This window comes from Caballeronia grimmiae (assembly GCF_022879615.1).
GTDB classification, from domain to species: Bacteria; Pseudomonadota; Gammaproteobacteria; order Burkholderiales; family Burkholderiaceae; genus Caballeronia; species Caballeronia grimmiae.
Window position 1 is genome coordinate 516,365 of sequence record NZ_CP084271.1, and the last position, 20,077, is coordinate 536,441.

The 20,077-nt window shown below is 63.6% G+C and carries 17 protein-coding genes; 12 read left to right on the forward strand and 5 right to left on the reverse strand.

Annotated elements, in window-relative coordinates; translation table 11 throughout:
- The first annotated feature begins 159 nt into the window (after positions 1-159).
- Together LDZ21_RS02520 and LDZ21_RS02525 are read left to right on the forward strand one after the other, a co-directional pair.
- A complete protein-coding gene (locus LDZ21_RS02520; protein ID WP_244794053.1) occupies positions 160-669 on the forward strand; it encodes a ribonuclease in 510 nt (169 codons plus the stop codon).
- Positions 670-684: 15 nt separating this feature from the next.
- Positions 685-1,263, forward strand: coding sequence for a barstar family protein (locus LDZ21_RS02525; RefSeq protein ID WP_244794055.1), 579 nt, complete (start codon positions 685-687; stop codon positions 1,261-1,263).
- A 77-nt stretch (positions 1,264-1,340) separates the two neighbouring features.
- Here the strand turns inward: LDZ21_RS02525 and LDZ21_RS02530 are convergent, their stop codons facing one another.
- Together LDZ21_RS02530 and LDZ21_RS02535 are read right to left on the reverse strand one after the other, a co-directional pair.
- Positions 1,341-2,078, reverse strand: a complete 738-nt coding sequence (locus LDZ21_RS02530) for a 16S rRNA (uracil(1498)-N(3))-methyltransferase (protein ID WP_244794057.1) — start codon at positions 2,076-2,078, stop codon at positions 1,341-1,343.
- Between the two features lie 18 nt (positions 2,079-2,096).
- Positions 2,097-2,510, reverse strand: coding sequence for a VOC family protein (locus LDZ21_RS02535; RefSeq protein WP_244794059.1), 414 nt, complete (start codon positions 2,508-2,510; stop codon positions 2,097-2,099).
- Between the two features lie 352 nt (positions 2,511-2,862).
- Here LDZ21_RS02535 and tkt point away from each other — a divergent pair, with 352 nt between their 5' ends.
- Positions 2,863-4,914 carry a transketolase gene (gene tkt, locus LDZ21_RS02540; protein WP_244794061.1) on the forward strand — a complete coding sequence of 684 codons (2,052 nt, stop codon included), beginning with the start codon at positions 2,863-2,865 and terminating at the stop codon, positions 4,912-4,914.
- A gap of 43 nt (positions 4,915-4,957) precedes the next feature.
- Positions 4,958-5,968 carry a type I glyceraldehyde-3-phosphate dehydrogenase gene (gene gap, locus LDZ21_RS02545; protein WP_035966755.1) on the forward strand — a complete coding sequence of 337 codons (1,011 nt, stop codon included), beginning with the start codon at positions 4,958-4,960 and terminating at the stop codon, positions 5,966-5,968.
- A 182-nt stretch (positions 5,969-6,150) separates the two neighbouring features.
- On the opposite strand, the gene fur is transcribed toward gap, so the two are convergent.
- On the reverse strand, positions 6,151-6,579 hold the full coding sequence (fur, locus tag LDZ21_RS02550; protein WP_244794063.1) for a ferric iron uptake transcriptional regulator: 429 nt from the start codon (positions 6,577-6,579) through the stop codon (positions 6,151-6,153).
- Between the two features lie 172 nt (positions 6,580-6,751).
- Between fur and LDZ21_RS02555 the strand changes: the two genes are divergently transcribed.
- From LDZ21_RS02555 to LDZ21_RS02585, 7 genes are all read left to right on the forward strand, one after another.
- Complete coding sequence (locus tag LDZ21_RS02555) at positions 6,752-7,543, forward strand: outer membrane protein assembly factor BamE (RefSeq protein WP_244794065.1); 792 nt, start codon at positions 6,752-6,754, stop codon at positions 7,541-7,543.
- Positions 7,544-7,669: 126 nt separating this feature from the next.
- Positions 7,670-8,467, forward strand: coding sequence for a 4-hydroxy-tetrahydrodipicolinate reductase (dapB, locus tag LDZ21_RS02560; RefSeq protein ID WP_244794067.1), 798 nt, complete (start codon positions 7,670-7,672; stop codon positions 8,465-8,467).
- A gap of 385 nt (positions 8,468-8,852) precedes the next feature.
- Positions 8,853-11,447: a leucine--tRNA ligase gene (gene leuS, locus LDZ21_RS02565; RefSeq protein WP_244794069.1), complete on the forward strand. Its 2,595-nt coding sequence runs from the start codon at positions 8,853-8,855 to the stop codon at positions 11,445-11,447.
- Positions 11,448-11,524: 77 nt separating this feature from the next.
- A complete protein-coding gene (locus tag LDZ21_RS02570) occupies positions 11,525-12,076 on the forward strand; it encodes an LPS-assembly lipoprotein LptE (RefSeq protein ID WP_244794070.1) in 552 nt (183 codons plus the stop codon).
- Between the two features lie 30 nt (positions 12,077-12,106).
- Positions 12,107-13,204 (forward strand): DNA polymerase III subunit delta, encoded by a 1,098-nt coding sequence (holA, locus tag LDZ21_RS02575; RefSeq protein WP_244794072.1) that lies wholly within the window; start codon positions 12,107-12,109, stop codon positions 13,202-13,204.
- A gap of 133 nt (positions 13,205-13,337) precedes the next feature.
- Positions 13,338-14,609 carry a glutamate-5-semialdehyde dehydrogenase gene (locus LDZ21_RS02580; protein WP_244794074.1) on the forward strand — a complete coding sequence of 424 codons (1,272 nt, stop codon included), beginning with the start codon at positions 13,338-13,340 and terminating at the stop codon, positions 14,607-14,609.
- An 8-nt stretch (positions 14,610-14,617) separates the two neighbouring features.
- On the forward strand, positions 14,618-15,034 hold the full coding sequence (locus tag LDZ21_RS02585; protein WP_244794076.1) for a CopD family protein: 417 nt from the start codon (positions 14,618-14,620) through the stop codon (positions 15,032-15,034).
- Here LDZ21_RS02585 and LDZ21_RS02590 read toward each other — a convergent pair.
- Together LDZ21_RS02590 and LDZ21_RS02595 are read right to left on the reverse strand one after the other, a co-directional pair.
- Positions 15,021-16,898 carry a tetratricopeptide repeat protein gene (locus LDZ21_RS02590; protein ID WP_244794078.1) on the reverse strand — a complete coding sequence of 626 codons (1,878 nt, stop codon included), beginning with the start codon at positions 16,896-16,898 and terminating at the stop codon, positions 15,021-15,023. The two genes, LDZ21_RS02585 and LDZ21_RS02590, sit on opposite strands and share 14 nt — an antisense overlap.
- 87 nt (positions 16,899-16,985) lie before the next feature.
- Positions 16,986-17,825: a MurR/RpiR family transcriptional regulator gene (locus tag LDZ21_RS02595; RefSeq protein WP_244794079.1), complete on the reverse strand. Its 840-nt coding sequence runs from the start codon at positions 17,823-17,825 to the stop codon at positions 16,986-16,988.
- A 298-nt stretch (positions 17,826-18,123) separates the two neighbouring features.
- Between LDZ21_RS02595 and edd the strand changes: the two genes are divergently transcribed.
- Positions 18,124-20,076, forward strand: a complete 1,953-nt coding sequence (gene edd / locus LDZ21_RS02600; protein ID WP_244794081.1) for a phosphogluconate dehydratase — start codon at positions 18,124-18,126, stop codon at positions 20,074-20,076.
- Position 20,077: the final 1 nt, after the last annotated feature.

Here is a 20,077-nt window from a genome sequence, read left to right on the forward strand (position 1 = left end):
AAAAATTCCTGTCTTTTCTCCGGCTTTTAGGCTTCCACGAGTCGAAGTTGAGAAAAAATTTCCGAAATTCGGCGGAACGTTGCTTCCCCCTGTCATTAGCGATACCCTTATATCTTTCATGGTCGTCGAATTTCGGATCAACGCGGGGACAATCGTTTCGTGAAGCGTGCATCGGCGTTCGCTTGTATCGTCGCTCTGAGTCTCGTTCTGAGCGGTTGCGGCAAGAATGAATCGCACGGCGACGCGGCTCCACGGCCAACGTCCACGCCCACGTTTGCGGAGCAGTCGAATCAGGCGGGGAAGGCGTCGGCGAGGCCGGATGCGACAGTCGCGTCCTCTGAAGCGGAGCGGCCTGCCGTCGCTCAGGCGCGCGGCGAAGGCCCCGGGACAATCAGCGTCGCCCAGTTGCCGAGGCAAGCGGTCGAGACGCTGAGGCTGATCGAAGCGGGCGGCCCGTTTCCTTATGAGAAGGACGGCGTCGTGTTCGGCAATCGCGAGCGTTTGCTGCCGCGGCATCCCCGCGGCTACTACCACGAGTACACAGTCCCCACGCCGCGCGCGCGGGATCGCGGCGCACGCCGGATCGTATGCGGTGGCCCGAAGCAGCAAACAGACGATTGCTACTACTCGGACGACCATTACGCCAGTTTCAAACGCATTGCGGGATAACTAGGGATTAACGGCATGAGCGACAACATCTACGCGCACGACAACGGCGTCGCGGGTGATCTTTTCGCCACCGGCGATGGCAACCTGTTCCAGCGAGTATTGCGGCTACGGATGACAGAACACGACAACAGACCCGAAGACGAGCCGAATCCGCAGCACAGCGCGGACGCCGAGGGGCATCCTCAGGAGGAACCGGAGTCTCTTTTCGCGACGGTGCGGCCGAACATCGTGCAGTCGATACGCGCGTTCCGTGTGCAGGAACTCGCCGACGAGGCCAACCGGCTCGGTCAGCATTTTCTCTACGCGTATCTCGGCCAGGCGCAGAGCAAGCAGGAAGTGTTGGAGACGATCGCGCTGTCCTTTCTATTCCCGAAGCATTTCGGCAAGAACTACGACGCGCTGTATGACTGCCTCACCGATCTCGTCCACAAGGCGGGTTCGCAGCCGGGCTTCGTGATCGTGCTGGATCAACTGCCGATCGCCCAGAAGTTCGACAAGGAAGGGCGCGAGACGCTGCTCGATGTGTTCCGCGACGCGGCCGAATTCTGGGCCGAACGGCGCGTGGCCTTCCGCGTGTTTTATTCGTTCGTCTGAACTGTCGGCGTCACATACAGAACAGCCCGATGAGTACGCTCATCGGGCTGTTTTCGTTGGAGCGGCCAGAAAGCGCGTCACCATCCGCCCCAGCGCGCGGCCAGCGCCGCCAGCACCGCGATGCCCGCCGTTTCGGTGCGCAGCACGCGCGGCCCGAGACCGAGCGCTGAAAATCCCGCGTTCATGATCTCTTTCTCTTCTGCAGGCGAAAAGCCGGCTTCCGGACCGATCACCAGCGTCACCCGACCACGCGGCGGCTCCGCGGGCAGCGCATCGAAGGAGACTTCGGCGCGCGGCGACAGCAACAGGCGCACATCGCCATCCGATGCACCCGGCAACGCCGCGAGCCACGCGGGCAGATCACGCGGCGGCGCGACTTCCGGCACGCGATTGCGTCCGCATTGCTCGCAAGCGGCGCGCACGAGCGCCTGCCAGTGCGCCTGACGCCGCAGCGAACGCTCGCCCGCGAGCCTGACGACGCCGCGCTCGGCCATCAACGGTTCGATGCCCGCGACGCCCAGTTCCACCGCCTTCTCGATGAGCCAGTCCATCTTGTCGCCGCCCGCGACGCCTTGCGCCAGCGTCACGCGATACGGCGGCTCGGCTTCGCGCTCGCTATGGCTGTCGATACGGACGAGCGCCGTCTTCTTGGCGATATCGACGAGCACGCCGTGATACTCGCCGCCCGTGCCGTTGAAAAGCGTGATCGCGTCGCCGGCCGTGAGGCGAAGCACCTGCACGTGACGCACGACATCGTCGGGAAGGGAAAGGGTTTGGCCCGCGAGGAGCGCGCCGTCAACGTAGAAACGTGGCATGAGAAACTTGAGAACCGTTCAACGCAGATGCCGCGCAATCGCCCAGCGATAACCGTCCGGGTCTTCGATCTGGGCAAAGCGGTCGCCCCAGAACTGGTCCTGCGGCTCGATCAGCGGCTTCGCGCCGACCGCGAGCGCCTGCGCGAACGTGGCGTCGACGTCGTCGACATAAAGATAGAACGACTGCGGCGCCGTCTGGCCCGCGCTTTTCGGCGTACGCGCCTGCGACCCGTAAGCGCCTTCGGGCGCGAACATCACGATCAACTGTCCGTGATACGTCATCTCGACGTGAATGATCGTGCCGTCGTCGTTGACGCTGTCGCGCACCACGAAGCCGAGCGCCTTCTCGTAGAAGCCGATGCTCACGCGCGCATCCTTCACGGTGAGGTAGGGCGTCAACCAGGGGACATCGGCGGGGCGGGGATCGGTCATCGAGCGTACTCCTCAGGCTTCGTTGCTCACACAATTGACGGGCATTTTGCCACGAGGCGGGCAGGCGGCGCGGCCTGCGGGCTTCGCACGCCGCGTCCGTCGCACGTGGAATGCCCGGGCGAACTGCCGGATGGCGCACGTTCGACGCGCCGTTGCGCGCCTGTCAATCGGACCGGTCTGTTAGAATGACCGACTCCCGATCCTCGTCGTTTCTCGTCGTTCCGGTCCTGAAAACATGGTGTGCTGCGGGGCCGGCGCCCGGTGCGAAAGCATCGGTCGAAGGCATGCGGCAAGAAGCACCGTGGATCATTTCAGCACCTGCCCCAAGCTCTCGTAGCCGCCGACACCCGACATGACGATCCCGACTTCCAGCCCGACCGCCCTCATGGCCAACGCAATCCGCGCGCTCGCCATGGACGCCGTTCAACAAGCCAACTCCGGTCACCCCGGCATGCCGATGGGCATGGCTGAAATTGGCGTCGCGCTGTGGTCGCGCCACCTGAAGCACAATCCGGCGAATCCGCACTGGTTCGATCGCGATCGTTTCGTGTTGTCGAACGGTCACGGTTCCATGCTGTTGTATGCGCTTTTGCACCTCACCGGCTACGACCTGCCGATGAGCGAGTTGAAGAACTTCCGCCAGTTGCATTCGAAGACGCCGGGCCATCCCGAAGTGGGCATCACGCCGGGCGTCGAGACGACCACTGGTCCGCTCGGCCAGGGCGTCGGCAACGCGGTGGGCATGGCGCTCGCCGAAGCGCTGCTCGCCGCTGAATTCAACAAGACCGACGCCAAGATCGTCGATCACCACACCTACGTTTTCCTCGGCGACGGCTGCCTGATGGAAGGCATCTCGCACGAAGCCTGCTCGCTCGCCGGCACGCTGAAGCTGAACAAGCTGATCGCGTTTTACGACGACAACGGCATCTCCATCGACGGCCACGTCGAGCACTGGTTCCACGACGACACCCCGAAGCGCTTCGAAGCGTACGGCTGGAACGTGATTCGCGGCGTGGACGGCCATGACGTCGACGCCGTCGATGCCGCCATCGCGCAGGCGAAGAAGTCCGACAAGCCGACGCTGATCTGCTGCCGCACGGTCATCGGCAAGGGCGCGCCGACGAAGGCGGGCGGTCACGACGCGCACGGCGCTCCGCTCGGCGGCGACGAGATCGCGGCCACGCGCGCGGCGATCGGCTGGAGCTACGAGCCGTTCGTCATCCCGCAGGAAGTCTATGCGGCGTGGGACGGCAAGGAACAAGGCCAGCGCGCGGAAAGCGACTGGAACAAGGCGTTCGACGCTTATCGCGCGAAGTACGCGCAGCAAGCGGACGAATTCACGCGCCGCATGAAGGGCGAGTTGCCCGCCGACTGGAAGCAGAGCGCGGCGAAGATCATCGAAGACGCGAATCAGCGTGCCGAGACGATCGCGACGCGCAAGGCATCGCAACAGGCCATCGAAGGTCTCGCCGCCGCGCTGCCGGAACTGCTCGGCGGTTCGGCCGACCTGACCGGCTCTAATCTGACCAACTGGAAGGCGTCCAAAGCGGTGCGCGCGGCCGGCGATGCGGAAAACGCAAATGCGGGCCACGTTGGCATCCAGTGGGGCAATCACATCAACTACGGCGTGCGGGAGTTCGGCATGTCGGCGGCGATCAACGGCATCGCGCTGCACGGCGGCTTCCGTCCGTTCGGCGGCACGTTCCTGACGTTCTCGGACTACAGCCGCAATGCGCTGCGCGTCGCGGCGCTGATGAAGTCGCGCTCGATCTTCGTGTTCACGCACGACTCCATCGGCCTCGGCGAAGACGGCCCGACGCACCAGTCGGTCGAGCACGTATCCAGCCTGCGCCTGATTCCGCAATTGCAGACGTGGCGTCCGGCGGACACCGTCGAGACGGCGGTGGCGTGGACGCATGCGATCGAGCACGAAGGCCCGTCGACGCTGATCTTCAGCCGTCAGAACTTGCAGTTCGCGCCGCGCGACGACATCCAGATCGCGAACATCGCGAAGGGCGGCTATGTGCTGCGCGACTGGAACGACGACATTCCCGCACGCAAGATCATCCTCATCGCGACCGGCTCGGAAGTGCAACTGGCGATGCAGGCGGTCGAGGCGCTCGCGAAGGAAGGCATCGGGGCGCGCATCGTGTCGATGCCCTGCACGAACGTATTCGACAAGCAGGACGCCGCATATCGCGAGCGCGTGCTGCCGAAGGGCGTGGCGCGTGTCGCGATCGAGGCGGGTGTGACGGATTTCTGGCGCAAGTACGTCGGCCTGGAAGGCGGCGTGGTGGGCATCGACACGTTCGGCGAATCTGCGCCGGCCGGTGCGCTCTTCAAGCATTTCGGCTTCACGGTGGAGAACGTCGTCGCAACGGCGAAGACCGTTCTGGCCGCGTGAAACCGCGTCAGCGAGCAGGTTTTTTAAGCCAAGGAGATAGACCATGACGATTCGCGTTGCAATCAACGGCTACGGCCGGATCGGCCGCAACACGCTGCGCGCCTTGTATGAAAACGGCAAGAAGCACGACATCGAGATCGTCGCCATCAACGATCTCGGCGATGCCAAGACCAACGCGCACCTCACGCAGTACGACACGGCGCACGGCAAGTTCCCGGGCCAGGTGTCGGTGGACGGCGATTATCTCGTCGTCAACGGCGACCGCATCCGCGTGCTGGCGAACCGCAACCCGGCCGAACTGCCGTGGGGCGAGCTGAACGTCGACGTGGTGATGGAGTGCACCGGCTTCTTCACGACGAAGGAAAAGGCGAGCGCGCACATCAAGGGCGGCGCGAAGAAGGTCATCATCTCTGCGCCGGGCGGCAAGGACGTGGACGCGACCATCGTGTACGGCGTGAACCACAACGTGCTGAAGGCATCGGACACGGTCATCTCCAACGCATCGTGCACGACGAACTGCCTCGCGCCGCTCGTCAAGCCGCTGAACGACAAGATCGGCCTCGTCAACGGCCTGATGACCACGATTCACGCCTACACGAACGATCAGGTCCTGACCGACGTGTATCACGAAGACCTGCGCCGCGCGCGCTCGGCCACGCACAGCCAGATCCCGACAAAGACGGGCGCGGCATCGGCGGTCGGCCTGGTGCTGCCGGAACTGAACGGCAAGCTGGATGGCTACGCGATCCGCGTGCCGACCATCAACGTGTCGGTGGTCGATCTGTCGTTCATCGCCGCGCGCGACACGACGGTCGAAGAAGTCAACAAGATCATGAAGGAAGCGTCGGAAGGCGAGCTGAAGGGCATTCTCGGCTACAACGACGCGCCGCTGGTCTCCGTCGACTTCAACCACAACCCGGCTTCGTCGACGTTCGACGCAACGCTGACCAAGGTTTCGGGCCGTCTCGTGAAGGTGTCGAGCTGGTACGACAACGAGTGGGGCTTCTCGAACCGCATGCTGGATACGGCTGTCGCGCTCGCAAACGCCAAGTAAGCGCTGCCTGATCGAAGCCGTGCAGAGCCGCTCTTTGGAGCGGCTTTTTTGTGCGTGCGCCGAACGCAGGCGAGATGCGGCAACACGCGAATCGCCGAATGTACGGACGAAATGAAACCGCCGTCCATCGAAGGGATGGACGGCGGTTTTCGCAGCGCGCCGCAACGAGCGGCGCGTCGTGCTCAGTGCTTGCGATGCGGGCAGTTTTCCTTCGTGCAGGCGCCGTAAAGCGCGAGCGCGTGCTCGTGCAGCTTGAAGCCGCGCTCCTTCGCGATTGATTGCTGGCGGCGTTCGATCTCCGCGTCGAAGAATTCTTCGACACGGCCGCAGTCGATGCACACAAGGTGATCGTGATGCGAGCCTTCGTTCAGTTCGAAGACAGCCTTGCCCGATTCGAAATTGCTTCGCGACAAGAGGCCTGCTTGCTCGAACTGCGTCAGCACGCGATAAACCGTGGCGAGCCCGATGTCCAGTTCTTCATTGAGCAGGCTGCGATACACGTCTTCAGCGGTCAGATGGCGCACCGCACTGTGTTGGAAAATCTCGAGAATCTTGAGGCGGGGCAGGGTCGCCTTGAGCCCGATATTTTTGAGATCGGCGGGATTGGTCATCGCTAGGCATCCCTAGAGTACAATTCAAGGTTCCCATAGTAATGCGTTTTTCTAAATCCTGACATCCAGGCGGCACCGGGTGAAAAGTGAAGAGGAGCGCGGCCTTCTGGCGCTGTGCGCGAAAGGTGAAATGTTCTCAAAATTTTTATCGAATTGCAGGGAGAGCCGTCGCATGCGGGGAACCATCATCGCAGCAACCCTCGCCGCGTTGCTCGCGGGTTGCTCGACGTACGACAGCGTCACGCAGAAGATCGCGCAAAGCATCACGCCGTATCGCATCACGGTCGTGCAGGGCAACTTCGTATCGCAGGAAGCAGCAAGCCAGATGCAGGTCGGCATGTCGCGCGATCAGGTCCGCGCGCTACTCGGCACGCCGCTGTTGACGGACATGTTTCACGCGGATCGCTGGGACTACGTGTTCTACTTCAAGCGTGGTTCGGCGTCCATCGTCCAGCAGCGTGACTTCGTCGTGAACTTCGCGAGCGATCGCGTCGTGAGCTGGTCGGGCGGAGAGAATCTGCCGTCGAACCTCGAATTGCTCGCTGAAATCGACGGCGACAAGGGCGTCAAGGTCGCGAAGCCGGTGGCGGTCGCAGCGGCGGCGTCGGCCGCGGCGGCATCGGCGCCGGCGTTGACTGCGCCGGGTGGCGAGCCGTCCACGCAGCCGAACACGTCGGCCGCTTTTGCCGGCGACGCGAATCAGCAAGCCGCGCAGGCCGCCAATCGCGCGACCGCGCAGGTCGAAATGCCAGCAGGCCGCACGCAATCGTCGGTGCGCGCTAACGTGCCGCAAACCGCGGGCGCAGCGCCCGGCGCGGGCAGTCAGGGCAGCAATTCGCAGATCCAGCTGCAGCGCAAGCCGCAGACGATCAACATCCCGGACAGCAGCGCGGTCGGTCCGGCGAGCCCGTCGCCCACGCCTGCCAACGCGGGTGGCCAGGCGCAGTTCACCATGCCGCAGTAATGCGGGCAGCCTGATCGGGACGGCGCGGCTTTCGCGCTGCCCGGCCCGATTTCGCGCCGCGCGTTTCCGGTGCGGCGCCCCATCATCCAGCCGCGTGGTCGCCGCGCGGTTCAACACGAGACAGCCATGAAGATCGCCATTGCCGGGGCGTCGGGCCGCATGGGCCGGATGCTGATTGAAACCGTTCTCAACGATTCCAATGCGCAACTCGTCGGCGCGCTCGACCGTCCGGGCGTCGAGCAGCTCGGACAGGATGCGGGCGCCTTTCTGGGCAAGAACACAGGCGTCAAGCTGACCGACGACGTCGAACGCGTGTTCGCCGACGCCGATTATCTGATCGACTTCACGCGTCCTGAAGGCACGATAGCGCATCTCGAGGCCGCGCTGCGTCACAAGGTGAAGATGGTCATCGGCACGACCGGTCTTTCCGATGAGCAGAAGGCGCAACTGAAGCAGGCGGGCGAGAAGATCGGCGTGGTGTTCGCGCCGAACATGAGCGTCGGCGTGAACGTCACGCTCAAGCTGCTGGAGTACGCGGCGAAGCATTTCGCGCAAGGGTACGACATCGAGATCATCGAGGCGCATCACCGGCATAAGGTCGATGCGCCATCCGGCACCGCGCTCGCGATGGGCGAAGTCGTTGCGAACGCGCTCGGCCGCGATCTGAAAGACTGCGCCGTCTATGCGCGCGAAGGCGTGACCGGCGAGCGCGATCCGTCGACCATCGGTTTTTCGGCGATCCGTGGCGGCGATATCGTCGGCGATCACACGGTGCTGTTCGCGGGCATCGGCGAGCGCGTCGAGATCACGCACAAGTCGGCGAGCCGTCTGTCCTACGCTCAGGGCGCGTTGCGTGCGGTGCGTTTCCTCGAATCGCACGAGACCGGCTTCTTCGACATGCAGGACGTGCTCGGCCTGCGCTGAGCGGTATCGTCCTGGCCGGGGCGGGGGACGCCGCAAGTCCCCCGCTTTCCATCGGCGACGCCGGCAAGCTCCACTAAAGCAACGCCCGATACCGCCGAGGACATGCGCGTGCTTCGGCTCTGCGGCCCGGCATTCAGCGCGTACCGACCAGGCCGCCTGACCCGAAACGCGCGCACGCCAAGCCTCATCGCACGAAGTCCCGCGCGCCAGCACGGACTGCCGCGACGGTATAATCGCCCTTTGCCCGTCCGGTGCGCCCGCATCGCCGGGGCCGCATTCCCGACGAAGACCGAAGCCGAAAGCGAAGGCCACGCGATATGTGCGTGCGCAGCCGTGTCGTTCCCGAGGTCCGTTCCCCGCATTCGCTCCAAGCCAGACACACACCATGCACGATAAATACGTACCCGCCGACGTCGAATCCGCCGCGCAGAGCAACTGGCGCGCGAACGACGTCTACCGGACGACCGAGACGTCGACTAAACCCAAGTTCTATTGCGTCTCGATGCTGCCGTATCCGTCGGGCAAGCTGCACATGGGCCACGTGCGCAACTACACCATCAACGACGTGATGTACCGTTATCTGCGCATGAACGGCCACAACACGCTGATGCCGATGGGCTGGGACGCGTTCGGCATGCCCGCCGAGAACGCGGCGATGGCGAACGGCGTGCCGCCCGCCAAGTGGACCTACGACAACATCGCGTACATGAAGAAGCAGATGCAGTCGATGGGCCTCGCTATCGACTGGTCGCGCGAAGTCGCCACGTGCTCGCCCGAGTACTACAAGTGGAACCAGTGGCTGTTTCTGAAGATGCTGGAAAAGGGCATCGCGTACAAGAAGACGGGCACGGTGAACTGGGACCCGGTCGATCAGACCGTGCTCGCGAACGAGCAGGTCATCGACGGGCGCGGCTGGCGCTCCGGCGCGCTCGTGGAAAAGCGCGAAATCCCGATGTACTACCTGCGCATCACCGATTACGCGGATCAACTGCTCGACGATCTCGAAGGCCTCGGCTGGCCCGAGCGCGTCAAGATCATGCAGCAGAACTGGATCGGCAAGAGCTTCGGCGTGAACTTCGGCTTCCCGTATGAAATCGACGGGGAATCGAAGCTCTTGCGCGTGTTCACCACGCGCGCCGATACCATCATGGGCGTGACCTTCGCGGCCATCGCGGCGGAGCATCCGCTCGCCACGCGCCTCGCGCGGGACAACGCGGATTTGCAGGCGTTCATCGAGGAATGCAAGCGCGGCGGCGTCGCGGAAGCGGATGTCGCCACGATGGAAAAGAAGGGCATGGCGACCGGCTTCTTCGTCACGCATCCGCTGACGGGCGAGAACGTCGAAGTGTGGATCGGCAATTACGTGCTGATGTCCTACGGCGAAGGCGCGGTGATGGGCGTGCCGGCGCACGATGAGCGCGACTTCGCGTTCGCCAAGAAATACGGCTTGCCGATCAAACAGGTCATCGCGGTCGAAGGCAAGACCTACTCGACCGACGAGTGGCAAGAGTGGTACGCCGACAAGACCGCCGGCCGGCTCGTGAACAGCGGCAAGTACGACGGCCTGACGACAGAGGAAGCCATCGACGCGATCGCGGCCGACCTGAAGGCAAAGGGCCTCGGCGACAAGCAGGTGACGTGGCGTCTGCGCGACTGGGGCATCTCGCGCCAGCGCTACTGGGGCACGCCGATTCCGATCATCCACTGCCCGAACTGCGGCGACGTGCCGGTGCCGGAAAAGGATCTGCCGGTCGTGCTGCCCGAAGACCTCGTTCCGGACGGCACGGGCAATCCGCTCGCGAAGTCGGAAGCGTTCCTGAATTGCTCGTGCCCGAAGTGCGGTGCGGCGGCGAAGCGCGAAACGGACACGATGGACACCTTCGTCGATTCGTCCTGGTACTTCTCGCGCTACAGCGCGCCGGACGCCGCCACGATGGTCGACGAGCGCACCGATTACTGGATGCCGATGGACCAGTACATCGGCGGTATCGAGCACGCGATTCTTCACCTCTTGTATTCGCGCTTCTGGACGAAGGTCATGCGCGACATGGGTCTCGTCAAGTTCGGCGAGCCGGCGAAGAACCTGCTCACGCAGGGCATGGTGCTCAACGAGACGTTCTATCGCGAAGACGCGAGCGGCAAGAAGACCTGGTACAACCCGCTCGACGTTGTCGTGTCGCACGACGACAAGGGCCGCCCGATCGGCGCGACGCTGATCGCGGACGGCCAGCCGGTCGTGCTGGGCGGTGTCGAGAAGATGTCGAAATCGAAGAACAACGGGGTCGATCCGCAGACGCTGATCGACCAGTACGGCGCGGATACCGCGCGTCTCTTCGTGATGTTCGCGGCGCCGCCGGAGCAATCGCTCGAATGGTCCGGCGCGGGCGTGGAAGGCGCGAGCCGGTTCCTGCGCCGCGTGTGGCACTTCGGCCACGACAACGCCGATGCGCTGCGCCAGCACGGCAAGCTCGATGCATCGACGCTCACCGACGCCGACAAGACGCTGCGCCGCGAAATCTACAGCGTGCTCAAGCAAGCGGATTTCGACTACGGCCGCTTGCAGTACAACACGGTCGTGTCCGCCGCGATGAAGATGCTCAACGCGCTCGAAGGCGCGAAGAGCAGCAGCGCCGGCGTGCTGAACGAAACCTTCGGCGTGCTGCTGCGCGTGCTGTATCCGGTGGTGCCGCACATCGCTTTCCAGTTGTGGCAGGAGCTCGGATACGCGGAGCTGTTCGGTCCGCTGCTCGACGCGCCCTGGCCGAAGGTCGACGAAGCCGCGCTCGAGCAATCGGAGATCGAGCTCGTGTTGCAGGTGAACGGCAAGGTGCGCGGCGCGCTGACGGTCCCGAAGGCGGCATCGCGCGAAGATATCGAGAAGGCCGCGACCGCGCACGAGATGTTCGAGAAGTTCGCGGAAGGCCGCGCGCCGAAGAAAATCGTCGTGGTGCCGGGGCGTCTCGTGAACGTCGTCGTCTGATGGCTGAAGCCAAGGGAGTGAGTGTGACGGGACAAGCCGTGCAGCAACGTACCGAAACTACAACGCCGGGAGCCGGCATGCGCAGGCGTTCGTTCCTGGCGCTTCTCGGCGGCGCGGTCGCGCTGTCCGCGTGCGGCTTCCAGCTGCGCGGCCAGCAGGACTATGCGTTCAAGCGGCTCGCGGTATCGGGCGGCGTGCCGCAGATGGTCGCGCGCCTCGAACGCATGGTGCAGGGCGGCAGCGACACGGTGATCGTCAAGGGTTGGGAAAAACCCGACGCCACGCTCTTCCTTTCCGAAGGGCAGGGGCTGGGCACGTTGAGCCTGAACTCGCAGGGCGTCGTGCAGGAATATGAGCTGACTTACAACCTGGCTTACTCGCTGATCGGTGCGGACGGCACGGTGCTGATTCCGCAAAGCGTGATCGCGCTGAATCGTGCAATGACCTACAGCGACCAGTACACGCTCGCCAAGTCGCAGGAAGCGACGCTGCTTTACAACGACATGCGGTTGGACGCGGTTGATCAGTTGACGCGCCGGCTTGCCGTTGTGCGTTCGCTGCATCCATTGCCGAGCGAGCAGACGCCGGGCATCGCGCCGCGTGCGCCGTTGCCGACGCCGCCGCTCTGATCGCCGGCGGCTATCGGTCTATCGGTCATCATGCAACTGAAGCTCGACGCGCTCGAAGCGCACCTCGCCAAAGGCCTGAAGGGGCTCTACGTCGTGTATGGCGACGAGCACCTGCTCGCGCAGGAAGCGTGCGACCGCATCCGGGCGACGGCGCGTGCCGCCGGCTTCACCGATCGCACGGTGTTCACCGTGGAGCGAGGGTTCGACTGGAGCGCGCTCATCGGCGCGACGCAGTCGATGTCGCTCTTCGGGGACCGTCAGCTCATCGAGCTGCGCATCCCCACCGGCAAGCCCGGCAAGGAAGGCGCGGAAGCGTTGAAGACGCTCGCCGCCGCTGACAACCCTGACGTCGTCACGCTCGTCACCTTGCCGCGTCTCGATTCGGCGACGCAGAAGTCGGCCTGGTTCACGGCGATCAGCGGCGCTGGCGTCGCGCTGAAGATCGATGCGATCGAGCGCGCGCAGTTGCCGATGTGGGTCGGCCAGCGCCTGTCGCAGCAAGGTCAGCGCGTTGCGCCCGGCGAGGAAGGGCGGCGCGCGCTGGTTTTCATCGCGGAGCGAGTCGAGGGCAACCTGCTTGCCGCGCATCAGGAAATCCAGAAACTCGGCTTGCTCTATCCGCAAGGCGTGCTGAGTTTCGAGCAGATTCACGACGCCGTGCTGAATGTCGCGCGATACGACGTGTTCAAGCTCAACGAGGCGATGCTGACGGGCGACGTCGGCCGCCTGTCGCGCATGCTCGACGGCCTCAAGGGCGAAGGCGAGGCGGCGGTGCTCGTGTTGTGGGCGCTCGTCGAAGAAGTGCGGACGCTGTTGCGCATCAAGCGCGGCGTCGCGTCCGGCAAGCCGCTTGCCACGCTTTTGCGCGAGAACCGCGTTTGGGGGCCGCGCGAGCGGTTGATCGGCCCGGCGCTTTCGCGCGTGACGGAAGAGGCGCTGGAAAAGGCGCTGTCGCTGGCGGCGCGGCTGGATCGGCAAGTGAAGGGGCTGTCGGGTAGCGCGGGCAAACGCGGCACCGAAACGCCGCCCGATCCGTGGGCGGGCATGTTCGAACTGGCGATGGCCGTCGCGCAGGGCGGCCCGCCATCGAAAGCAGCGGCCGCCGCACCGGCGCGACCGCGTCGCTGAAACGCTTCACGGCTTAGAATGACTGTTTCAGCGTCCGGCTTTCAACGCACCGGACGCGCTTTCCCATCGCGCTGACGCCACGCTTCAGCGACGCCGCGCCCGGCGCGCGGAACCGGCAGACGGAATGACCCAGATGAACATCGATCAATACATGACCGACCTCGGCCGCCGCGCCCGCGTGGCTTCCCGCGCGATGGCGCGGGCGTCGACGGCGGCGAAGAACGCGGCGCTCGTCGCAGTCGCGACCGCGATCGAGCGCGAACGCGAGACGCTCAAGGCCGCGAACGCGCGTGACCTCGCGCGCGCTCGCGAGAAGGGCCACGACGCGGCGTTCATCGACCGCCTCACGCTCTCCGACAAGGCGCTGAACACGATGGTCGAAGGCTTGCGGCAAGTCGCGTCGCTGGCCGATCCGATCGGCGAGATCAGCGGGCTGAAGTTTCGGCCGACCGGCATTCAGGTCGGCCAGATGCGCGTGCCGCTGGGCGTGATCGGCATCATCTACGAATCGCGGCCGAACGTGACCATCGACGCCGCGGCGCTCTGTCTCAAATCCGGCAATGCGACGATCCTGCGCGGCGGCTCCGAGGCGCTCGAATGCAACACGGCGCTCGCGAAGCTGATCGGCGAGGGGCTGCAGGCGGCCGGGCTGCCGCAGGACGCGGTGCAGGTCGTGGAGACGGCGGATCGCGCGGCGGTCGGCAAGCTGATCACCATGACCGAATTCGTGGACGTCATCGTGCCGCGCGGCGGCAAGAGCCTGATCGCACGGCTGATGGAAGAATCGCGCGTGCCGATGATCAAGCATCTCGACGGCATCTGCCACGTGTACGTCGATGACCGCGCGGATCTCGCGAAAGCGGCCGCGATCTGCGACAACGCGAAGACGCATCGCTACGGCACGTGCAACACGATGGAAACGTTGCTGGTCGCGCGGGGTATCGCGAGCGAGGCGCTGCCGTTGCTGGCGCGTGCGTTCCAGGCGAAGGACGTCGAATTGCGCGTGGACGCCGAATCGCGCGCGGTGCTGGAAGCGGCGAACATCGGCTCGCTCGTGGACGCTACCGAAGCCGACTGGAGCACCGAATATCTTGCGCCCGTGCTGGCGGTGAAGATCGTCGGCGACATGGACGAAGCGATCGAGCATATCAACGCGTACGGCTCGCATCACACCGACGCGATCGTCACCGAAGACCACGACCGCGCGATGCGTTTCCTCCGCGAAGTCGATTCCGCGAGCGTGATGGTCAACGCATCGACGCGTTTCGCCGATGGCTTCGAGTTCGGGCTCGGCGCGGAAATCGGCATCTCGAACGACAAGCTGCATGCGCGCGGGCCCGTCGGGCTGGAAGGGCTGACGTCGCTGAAATATGTCGTGCTGGGCCACGGCGAAGTGCGTCAATAAGGCAAGCGATGCTCTGGATCAAATCGCTGCACATTGTGCTGATCGCGTCGTGGTTTGCGGGGCTCTTCTATCTGCCGCGCATTTTCGTCAATCTGGCGATGGAAAAAGATCCGGCCGCCACCGCCCGTCTGCTGCTCATGGCGAGGAAGCTGTTCCGCTTCATGACGTTCATCGCGGTGCCCGCGCTGGCTTGCGGGCTCTGGCTGTGGCTCGGCGTCGGCATCGGACGAGGGCAAGGCTGGCTGCACGCGAAGCTCGGCATCGTTGTATTGCTCATCGTTTATCACGCCTATTGCGGGCGCCTGCTGCAGATTTTTCAGCGCGGCGAGAACACGCGCTCCGACAAGTGGTATCGCATGTTCAACGAGCTGCCCGTGCTCGGGCTGCTCGCTGCAACCTTGCTCGTGGTGATCAAGCCTTTCTGAGAGGCGCGTGTTCGGCCTTTTGCTTGTCGACGAGGTCGAGCACCATCTCTCCGAACACTTCCGGACGTCCTTCGAAGAAGCGCTGAACGATGTTCTTCTCGAGCATGTATTTGCGCAGCGCTTCGCGTTCCTCGCGATTGTTCGCAAGCCTCACTGCGGCATCGATATATTCCTCCGCCGTATCCGCCACCAGCCACCCCGGCATGTAGGCGCGCATGAACATCGCGCCGTCGATGCGCTCGAACACTTCCCGCCCGGTCTTGCAGACGCCCGGCAGACCGACCGTGAAGGCATCCACGATGCCGTTCGTGTTGCCGAACGGGAAGGGGCTCAGGAACATGTCCATGTCGTTAAGAAAACCGATGTAATTCATGTACGGCAAGCCCGCAGTGATCTGTATATTCTGACGAGGAATGATCGATGAGACCACGCGGTGCAAGTGCAGGAGGCTGGCGATGTCGCCGGCGCTCGTCAGAAAGTGAAAGACGACTGGGACCTTGCTGCGCTCGAAAATCTGTCTGCATGCACTGAGGAAGCTCGGCGAAAGTTTCATCAGGCTGCTCGCAACGCCGATATGCACATGGCTCGACGCTTTGTTCGTTCTCGGCGGTATCGTTTCCAGGAGCTGCGAGGGCCGGTACGGCTGACCATCTTTCGGAAGCCGCAGCAGCGCCTCGCTGAAACATGCCGGGTCCCCGACATAATCTTCTTCGACGCTTACATAGTCGATGCGGTCGGAATGCGTGGTCGCGGGATGCCCCAGACCGGCGATCTGCAAGGGCGCGAGGCGCATGTTCGAGACGGATGTCGTCCACAACGACATTCCCACGCTCGGCATATAGAGCACGTCCGGACATTCTCTCTCCGCAAAGTCGCGGATCATGGCGAGTCCTTCGACGAGCGGCTTGTCCTCCGGAAGCTCAATGACGCGATCGAAGATTTCGCGCCCGGCGTTCCCAATGACCGACGGAGAACACATCGCCACGAGGTCGAAGCGCGCGGCCGCAGCGAGCAGGGTGCGCGAATGAGTGCGCACGATGGAATGACCGTCCGTGAACGCTTCGAGCACGACGAGCATCAATGGGCGTGCTCGATTCGCGCGTCGTTCAGCCCCGCGCATCATATCCAGATCGGTCAGCCCAACACCGGCGAGAGATGTACGGGTAAGCTTGTTCAGGCTGCGCTTGATTGCATGCCGGTGCTCGATTTCGGCATAGGTGCAATTCATGTAGAGATACGCCAACCCGGCCATGTCGATATCACGCAAGTCGTCAACCTCTTCCAGCGTGTGACCAAGCCAGTCGAGCAACGCTTCACGTCGGCTGTGCGCTTCAGCACTGCCGGGAAGCAACTCACCGGCGTTCGCAATGGCGAGATTGAGCGTCGATACCGGATCGGCACGCATGCAGACGGAATAATCAATCGCGAGGCGCGATTCCGAATTGCACAGAAGGTTGAGCCGCTTGATCGCGTCGGGAACTGACACTCGGACGGCTCCGTCCTCGACCGAAGGAAGAAACTTTCGCGCGACGTAGTCGGCGTTGTTCAGTGGCGCAGCGCCCAGGAAGTGCTGGATAAAAGGGCGGCAGCGCGTCAACTGGGAGTACTGCGCGTCCGTCAGCTCGAAATCCGTATTTCCAATCAACGATACGAGCGCAGCCGCCATTCGTCTTGCGAACTGCTCTTCCAGCCAGTTCTGTTTCGGAGCAGGCCAGACGCCCGACGTGTCCATAACGCTGCGCAGATCGACGGTCAGGTAATCGCGCAAGTGAACACAAAGTTCGCTGAACATTGCGATGGCTTCATCGGCCTTGCCGCCATGCGCGCAAGATTCGAAACGCTCGACAGTAAAAGAGCAGTCCATGTGTATTTCTCCTTCCAGGCGTGCCAGGGATTGTCAGTAGCTCTGGCGATCGAATGCTCATTCGACGTCGACGCGCCCTGCGCCGGTCTACGCTCTCAATCGCCGCCCTTCCAGCACGTCCTTCGCTTCAGCCAGTTTTTCCGCCAGCGCTGGCCCGCGCGCAAGCGCCAATCCGACCGCCAGAATATCGCCGATCGCAAGATGCGAAACGCGCGATGTCATCGGTGAAAAAATGTCGGTGTCCTCATCGACATTTGCGAATAATCCGACCGTCGCCACACGCGCAAGTGGGGAATTGCCGTGCGTGATCGCGATGACTTTGGCGCCGCCGTTCAGCGCCGACTTGCACGCGTCGAGAATGTCTTTCGTGCGCCCGGTGTTCGATATGGCGACGACGACATCGCCCGCGCCAAGCAGTGCAGCGGACGTGGTGTAGGTATGCGGATCACAGTATGCGACAGACGGCACGCCCAATCTGAAAAATTTGTGCTGCATGTCGAGCGCGGCGATGCCCGAGCCACCGGCGCCATAGAACTCGATGCGTCGAGCGTCGGCCAGAATCGCAATTGCAGTCGCGACGCTGTCGGACGACAGACTGTTGCGCACGGCGATCAGCGCGCCGATCGTGCGGTCGAGCACCTTGGCCGCAACGCCCGAGGCGGGCTCGTCGGCGCGTACATCCCGATAAACCGTGGGAACATCCGCTGCTACGCTCTGAGCCAGGCGGATCTTGAATTCGCGGAAGCCCGAGAAACCCAGCGCCTGACAGAAACGCGCAATGGTCGGCTGGCTGACGCCGGCGCGCACCGCAAAGTCGGTCATCGACAGGTCGAGCACTTCGCGCGGCGCTTCGAGCACGTAGTCGGCCAGCTTGCGCTCGGATGGCCGCAGTTGTTCGCGCATCGCTTCGACTTGGGACAGCAACATCGGAAATCTCGCCTATGCTGAATATGCTGAGGACTATAGCTGATGATTCGTCGCGTACAAATACTACATACGCAAGATGTACAAGCTTAGGGAAATCCCGTAAATCACAGATTATTCAACGCTTATTTCAATGCGGCCATTGGTGAAAGCATCGCTTTTTGCGGTTGTCGGCATGTAGTTTTTCTACTAACATCGAAGGCCTCGGCAACAGGACACAGCAAAGGCCGGACCGCCGTTCCCCACAACGATCATCCAACCTCGACGGCAAGCGCGCCGGGAGTGAGACGAAGGAGCTTCGATGGTTTCCCCGCATACCCAACTCAAGAAAGTGACCGATCGCATCGTCGAGCGCAGCAAGCCGACGCGCGCCGCGTATCTCGCGCGCATCGACGCGGCGCACGGCAAGTTCCCGGCGCGCGGCGCGCTCTCGTGCGCAAATCTGGCTCACGGTTTTGCCGGTCTCGAAGGCCAGGAGAAAATCGCGATCAAGGCGGTGCGCGAGCCGAACATCGGCATCGTTTCGTCTTATAACGAGATGCTCTCGGCTCACGCTCCGTACAAGAACTTCCCGGACATCATCAAGCAGGCGGCGCGCGAGCACGGCGGCATCGCGCAATTCGCGGGCGGCGTGCCGGCCATGTGCGACGGCATCACGCAAGGCAATGCCGGCATGGAGTTGTCGCTGTTCTCCCGGGAAGTCATCGCGATGAGCACGGCGGTCGCGCTCACGCACAATATGTTCGATGCGGCGCTGTGCCTCGGCATCTGCGACAAGATCGTACCGGGCCTCGCTATCGGCGCGCTGCAGTTCGGCCATCTGCCGACCATCTTCGTACCCGCCGGCCCGATGACCAGCGGCATTACCAATGACGAGAAGGCCAAGGTGCGCCAGGAGTTCGCGACCGGAAAATGCGATCGCGGCACGCTTCTCGAAGCGGAAGCGGCGGCGTACCACGGCCACGGCACGTGCACGTTCTACGGCACGGCCAACAGCAATCAGATGTTGATGGAAGTGATGGGCCTGCATCTGCCGAGCGCGGCGTTCGTGCATCCGCACACGCCTTTGCGCGACGCGCTGACCGCCGAGGCTGCGCGCCGCGTGCTGGATATCACACTGGAGCGCGGCAATTACACGCCGATCGGCCATGTCGTCGATGAAAAGGCCATCGTGAACGGAATCGTTGCGCTGCTTGCAACGGGCGGCTCGACGAACCACACGCTGCACCTCGTGGCGATTGCGCGCGCGGCGGGCATCATCATCGACTGGAATGATTTCGACGAGCTGTCGCAAGTGGTGCCGCTCCTCGCGAAGATCTATCCGAATGGCAAAGCCGACGTGAATCACTTTCATGCGGCAGGCGGCGTCGCGTTTCTGGTGCGCAATCTGCTCGAAGGCGGTCTGCTGCACGAAGACGTGCAGACCGTTGCCGGCAAGGGGCTGTCGCATTACACCAAAGAGCCGAAGCTCATCGACGGCAAGCTGCAGTGGGTCGACGGCGCGCCCGAGAGCCACGACACAAAGGTGCTTCGCGGCATCGGCGAGCCGTTCCAGCCGGACGGCGGCCTGCGCCTGATGCAGGGCAAGCTCGGGCGCGGCGTCATCAAGATTTCGGCGGTTGCGCCGGAGCATCGCGTGGTAAAGGCGCCGGCCATCGTCTTCAACTCGCAGGAAGAAGTGCAGGAAGCGTTCGACCGCGGCCAGCTCAAGCGCGATTTCGTCGCCGTCGTGCGCTTTCAAGGCGCGCGCGCTAACGGCATGCCTGAGTTGCACCGTTTGACGCCGCTGCTCGGCGTGTTGCAGGATCAGGGCTTTCACGTTGCACTGGTGACCGATGGCCGCATGTCGGGCGCGTCGGGCAAGGTGCCTGCCGTCATCCATGTGTCGCCCGAGGCGCTCTTGCAAGGACCGCTCGGCAAAGTGCGTACGGGCGACATGCTCGTGATCGATGCGCCCGCCGGCGTGCTGGATATCGAGGTCGACGCTCCGGATTGGGATTCGCGGGAAGTCGAAGCGCCGCTGCATCAGGCCGAGAACGAAGCAGGGTTCGGGCGCGAGCTGTTCGGCGTGTTCCGAAGTGCGGCGCTGCCGGCGGAAGAGGGCGCATCGGTGTTCGGCGCCCTGATCGGCGCGGCTGCCCCTCACGCCGGGAAGGCGGACGGCGCGGGATCTTCCTCTGCGCGCGGCCCGCTGTCGGACAACGCGAAAGCGGCTGCATCGGCGCTTAACAAGGCGCACGCCACGCATCACTGAT

Bases quoted from the DNA above. Each gene is read 5' to 3' on its own strand.
- LDZ21_RS02525 (WP_244794055.1), top strand. From the start codon at position 685: ATGAGCGACAACATCTACGCGCACGACAACGGCGTCGCGGGTGATCTT.
- LDZ21_RS02530 (WP_244794057.1), bottom strand. From the start codon at position 2,078: ATGCCACGTTTCTACGTTGACGGCGCGCTCCTCGCGGGCCAAACCCTT.
- LDZ21_RS02535 (WP_244794059.1), bottom strand. From the start codon at position 2,510: ATGACCGATCCCCGCCCCGCCGATGTCCCCTGGTTGACGCCCTACCTC.
- tkt (WP_244794061.1), top strand. From the start codon at position 2,863: ATGACGATCCCGACTTCCAGCCCGACCGCCCTCATGGCCAACGCAATC.
- gap (WP_035966755.1), top strand. From the start codon at position 4,958: ATGACGATTCGCGTTGCAATCAACGGCTACGGCCGGATCGGCCGCAAC.
- fur (WP_244794063.1), bottom strand. From the start codon at position 6,579: ATGACCAATCCCGCCGATCTCAAAAATATCGGGCTCAAGGCGACCCTG.
- LDZ21_RS02555 (WP_244794065.1), top strand. From the start codon at position 6,752: ATGCGGGGAACCATCATCGCAGCAACCCTCGCCGCGTTGCTCGCGGGT.
- dapB (WP_244794067.1), top strand. From the start codon at position 7,670: ATGAAGATCGCCATTGCCGGGGCGTCGGGCCGCATGGGCCGGATGCTG.
- leuS (WP_244794069.1), top strand. From the start codon at position 8,853: ATGCACGATAAATACGTACCCGCCGACGTCGAATCCGCCGCGCAGAGC.
- LDZ21_RS02570 (WP_244794070.1), top strand. From the start codon at position 11,525: ATGCGCAGGCGTTCGTTCCTGGCGCTTCTCGGCGGCGCGGTCGCGCTG.
- holA (WP_244794072.1), top strand. From the start codon at position 12,107: ATGCAACTGAAGCTCGACGCGCTCGAAGCGCACCTCGCCAAAGGCCTG.
- LDZ21_RS02580 (WP_244794074.1), top strand. From the start codon at position 13,338: ATGAACATCGATCAATACATGACCGACCTCGGCCGCCGCGCCCGCGTG.
- LDZ21_RS02585 (WP_244794076.1), top strand. From the start codon at position 14,618: ATGCTCTGGATCAAATCGCTGCACATTGTGCTGATCGCGTCGTGGTTT.
- LDZ21_RS02590 (WP_244794078.1), bottom strand. From the start codon at position 16,898: ATGGACTGCTCTTTTACTGTCGAGCGTTTCGAATCTTGCGCGCATGGC.
- LDZ21_RS02595 (WP_244794079.1), bottom strand. From the start codon at position 17,825: ATGTTGCTGTCCCAAGTCGAAGCGATGCGCGAACAACTGCGGCCATCC.
- edd (WP_244794081.1), top strand. From the start codon at position 18,124: ATGGTTTCCCCGCATACCCAACTCAAGAAAGTGACCGATCGCATCGTC.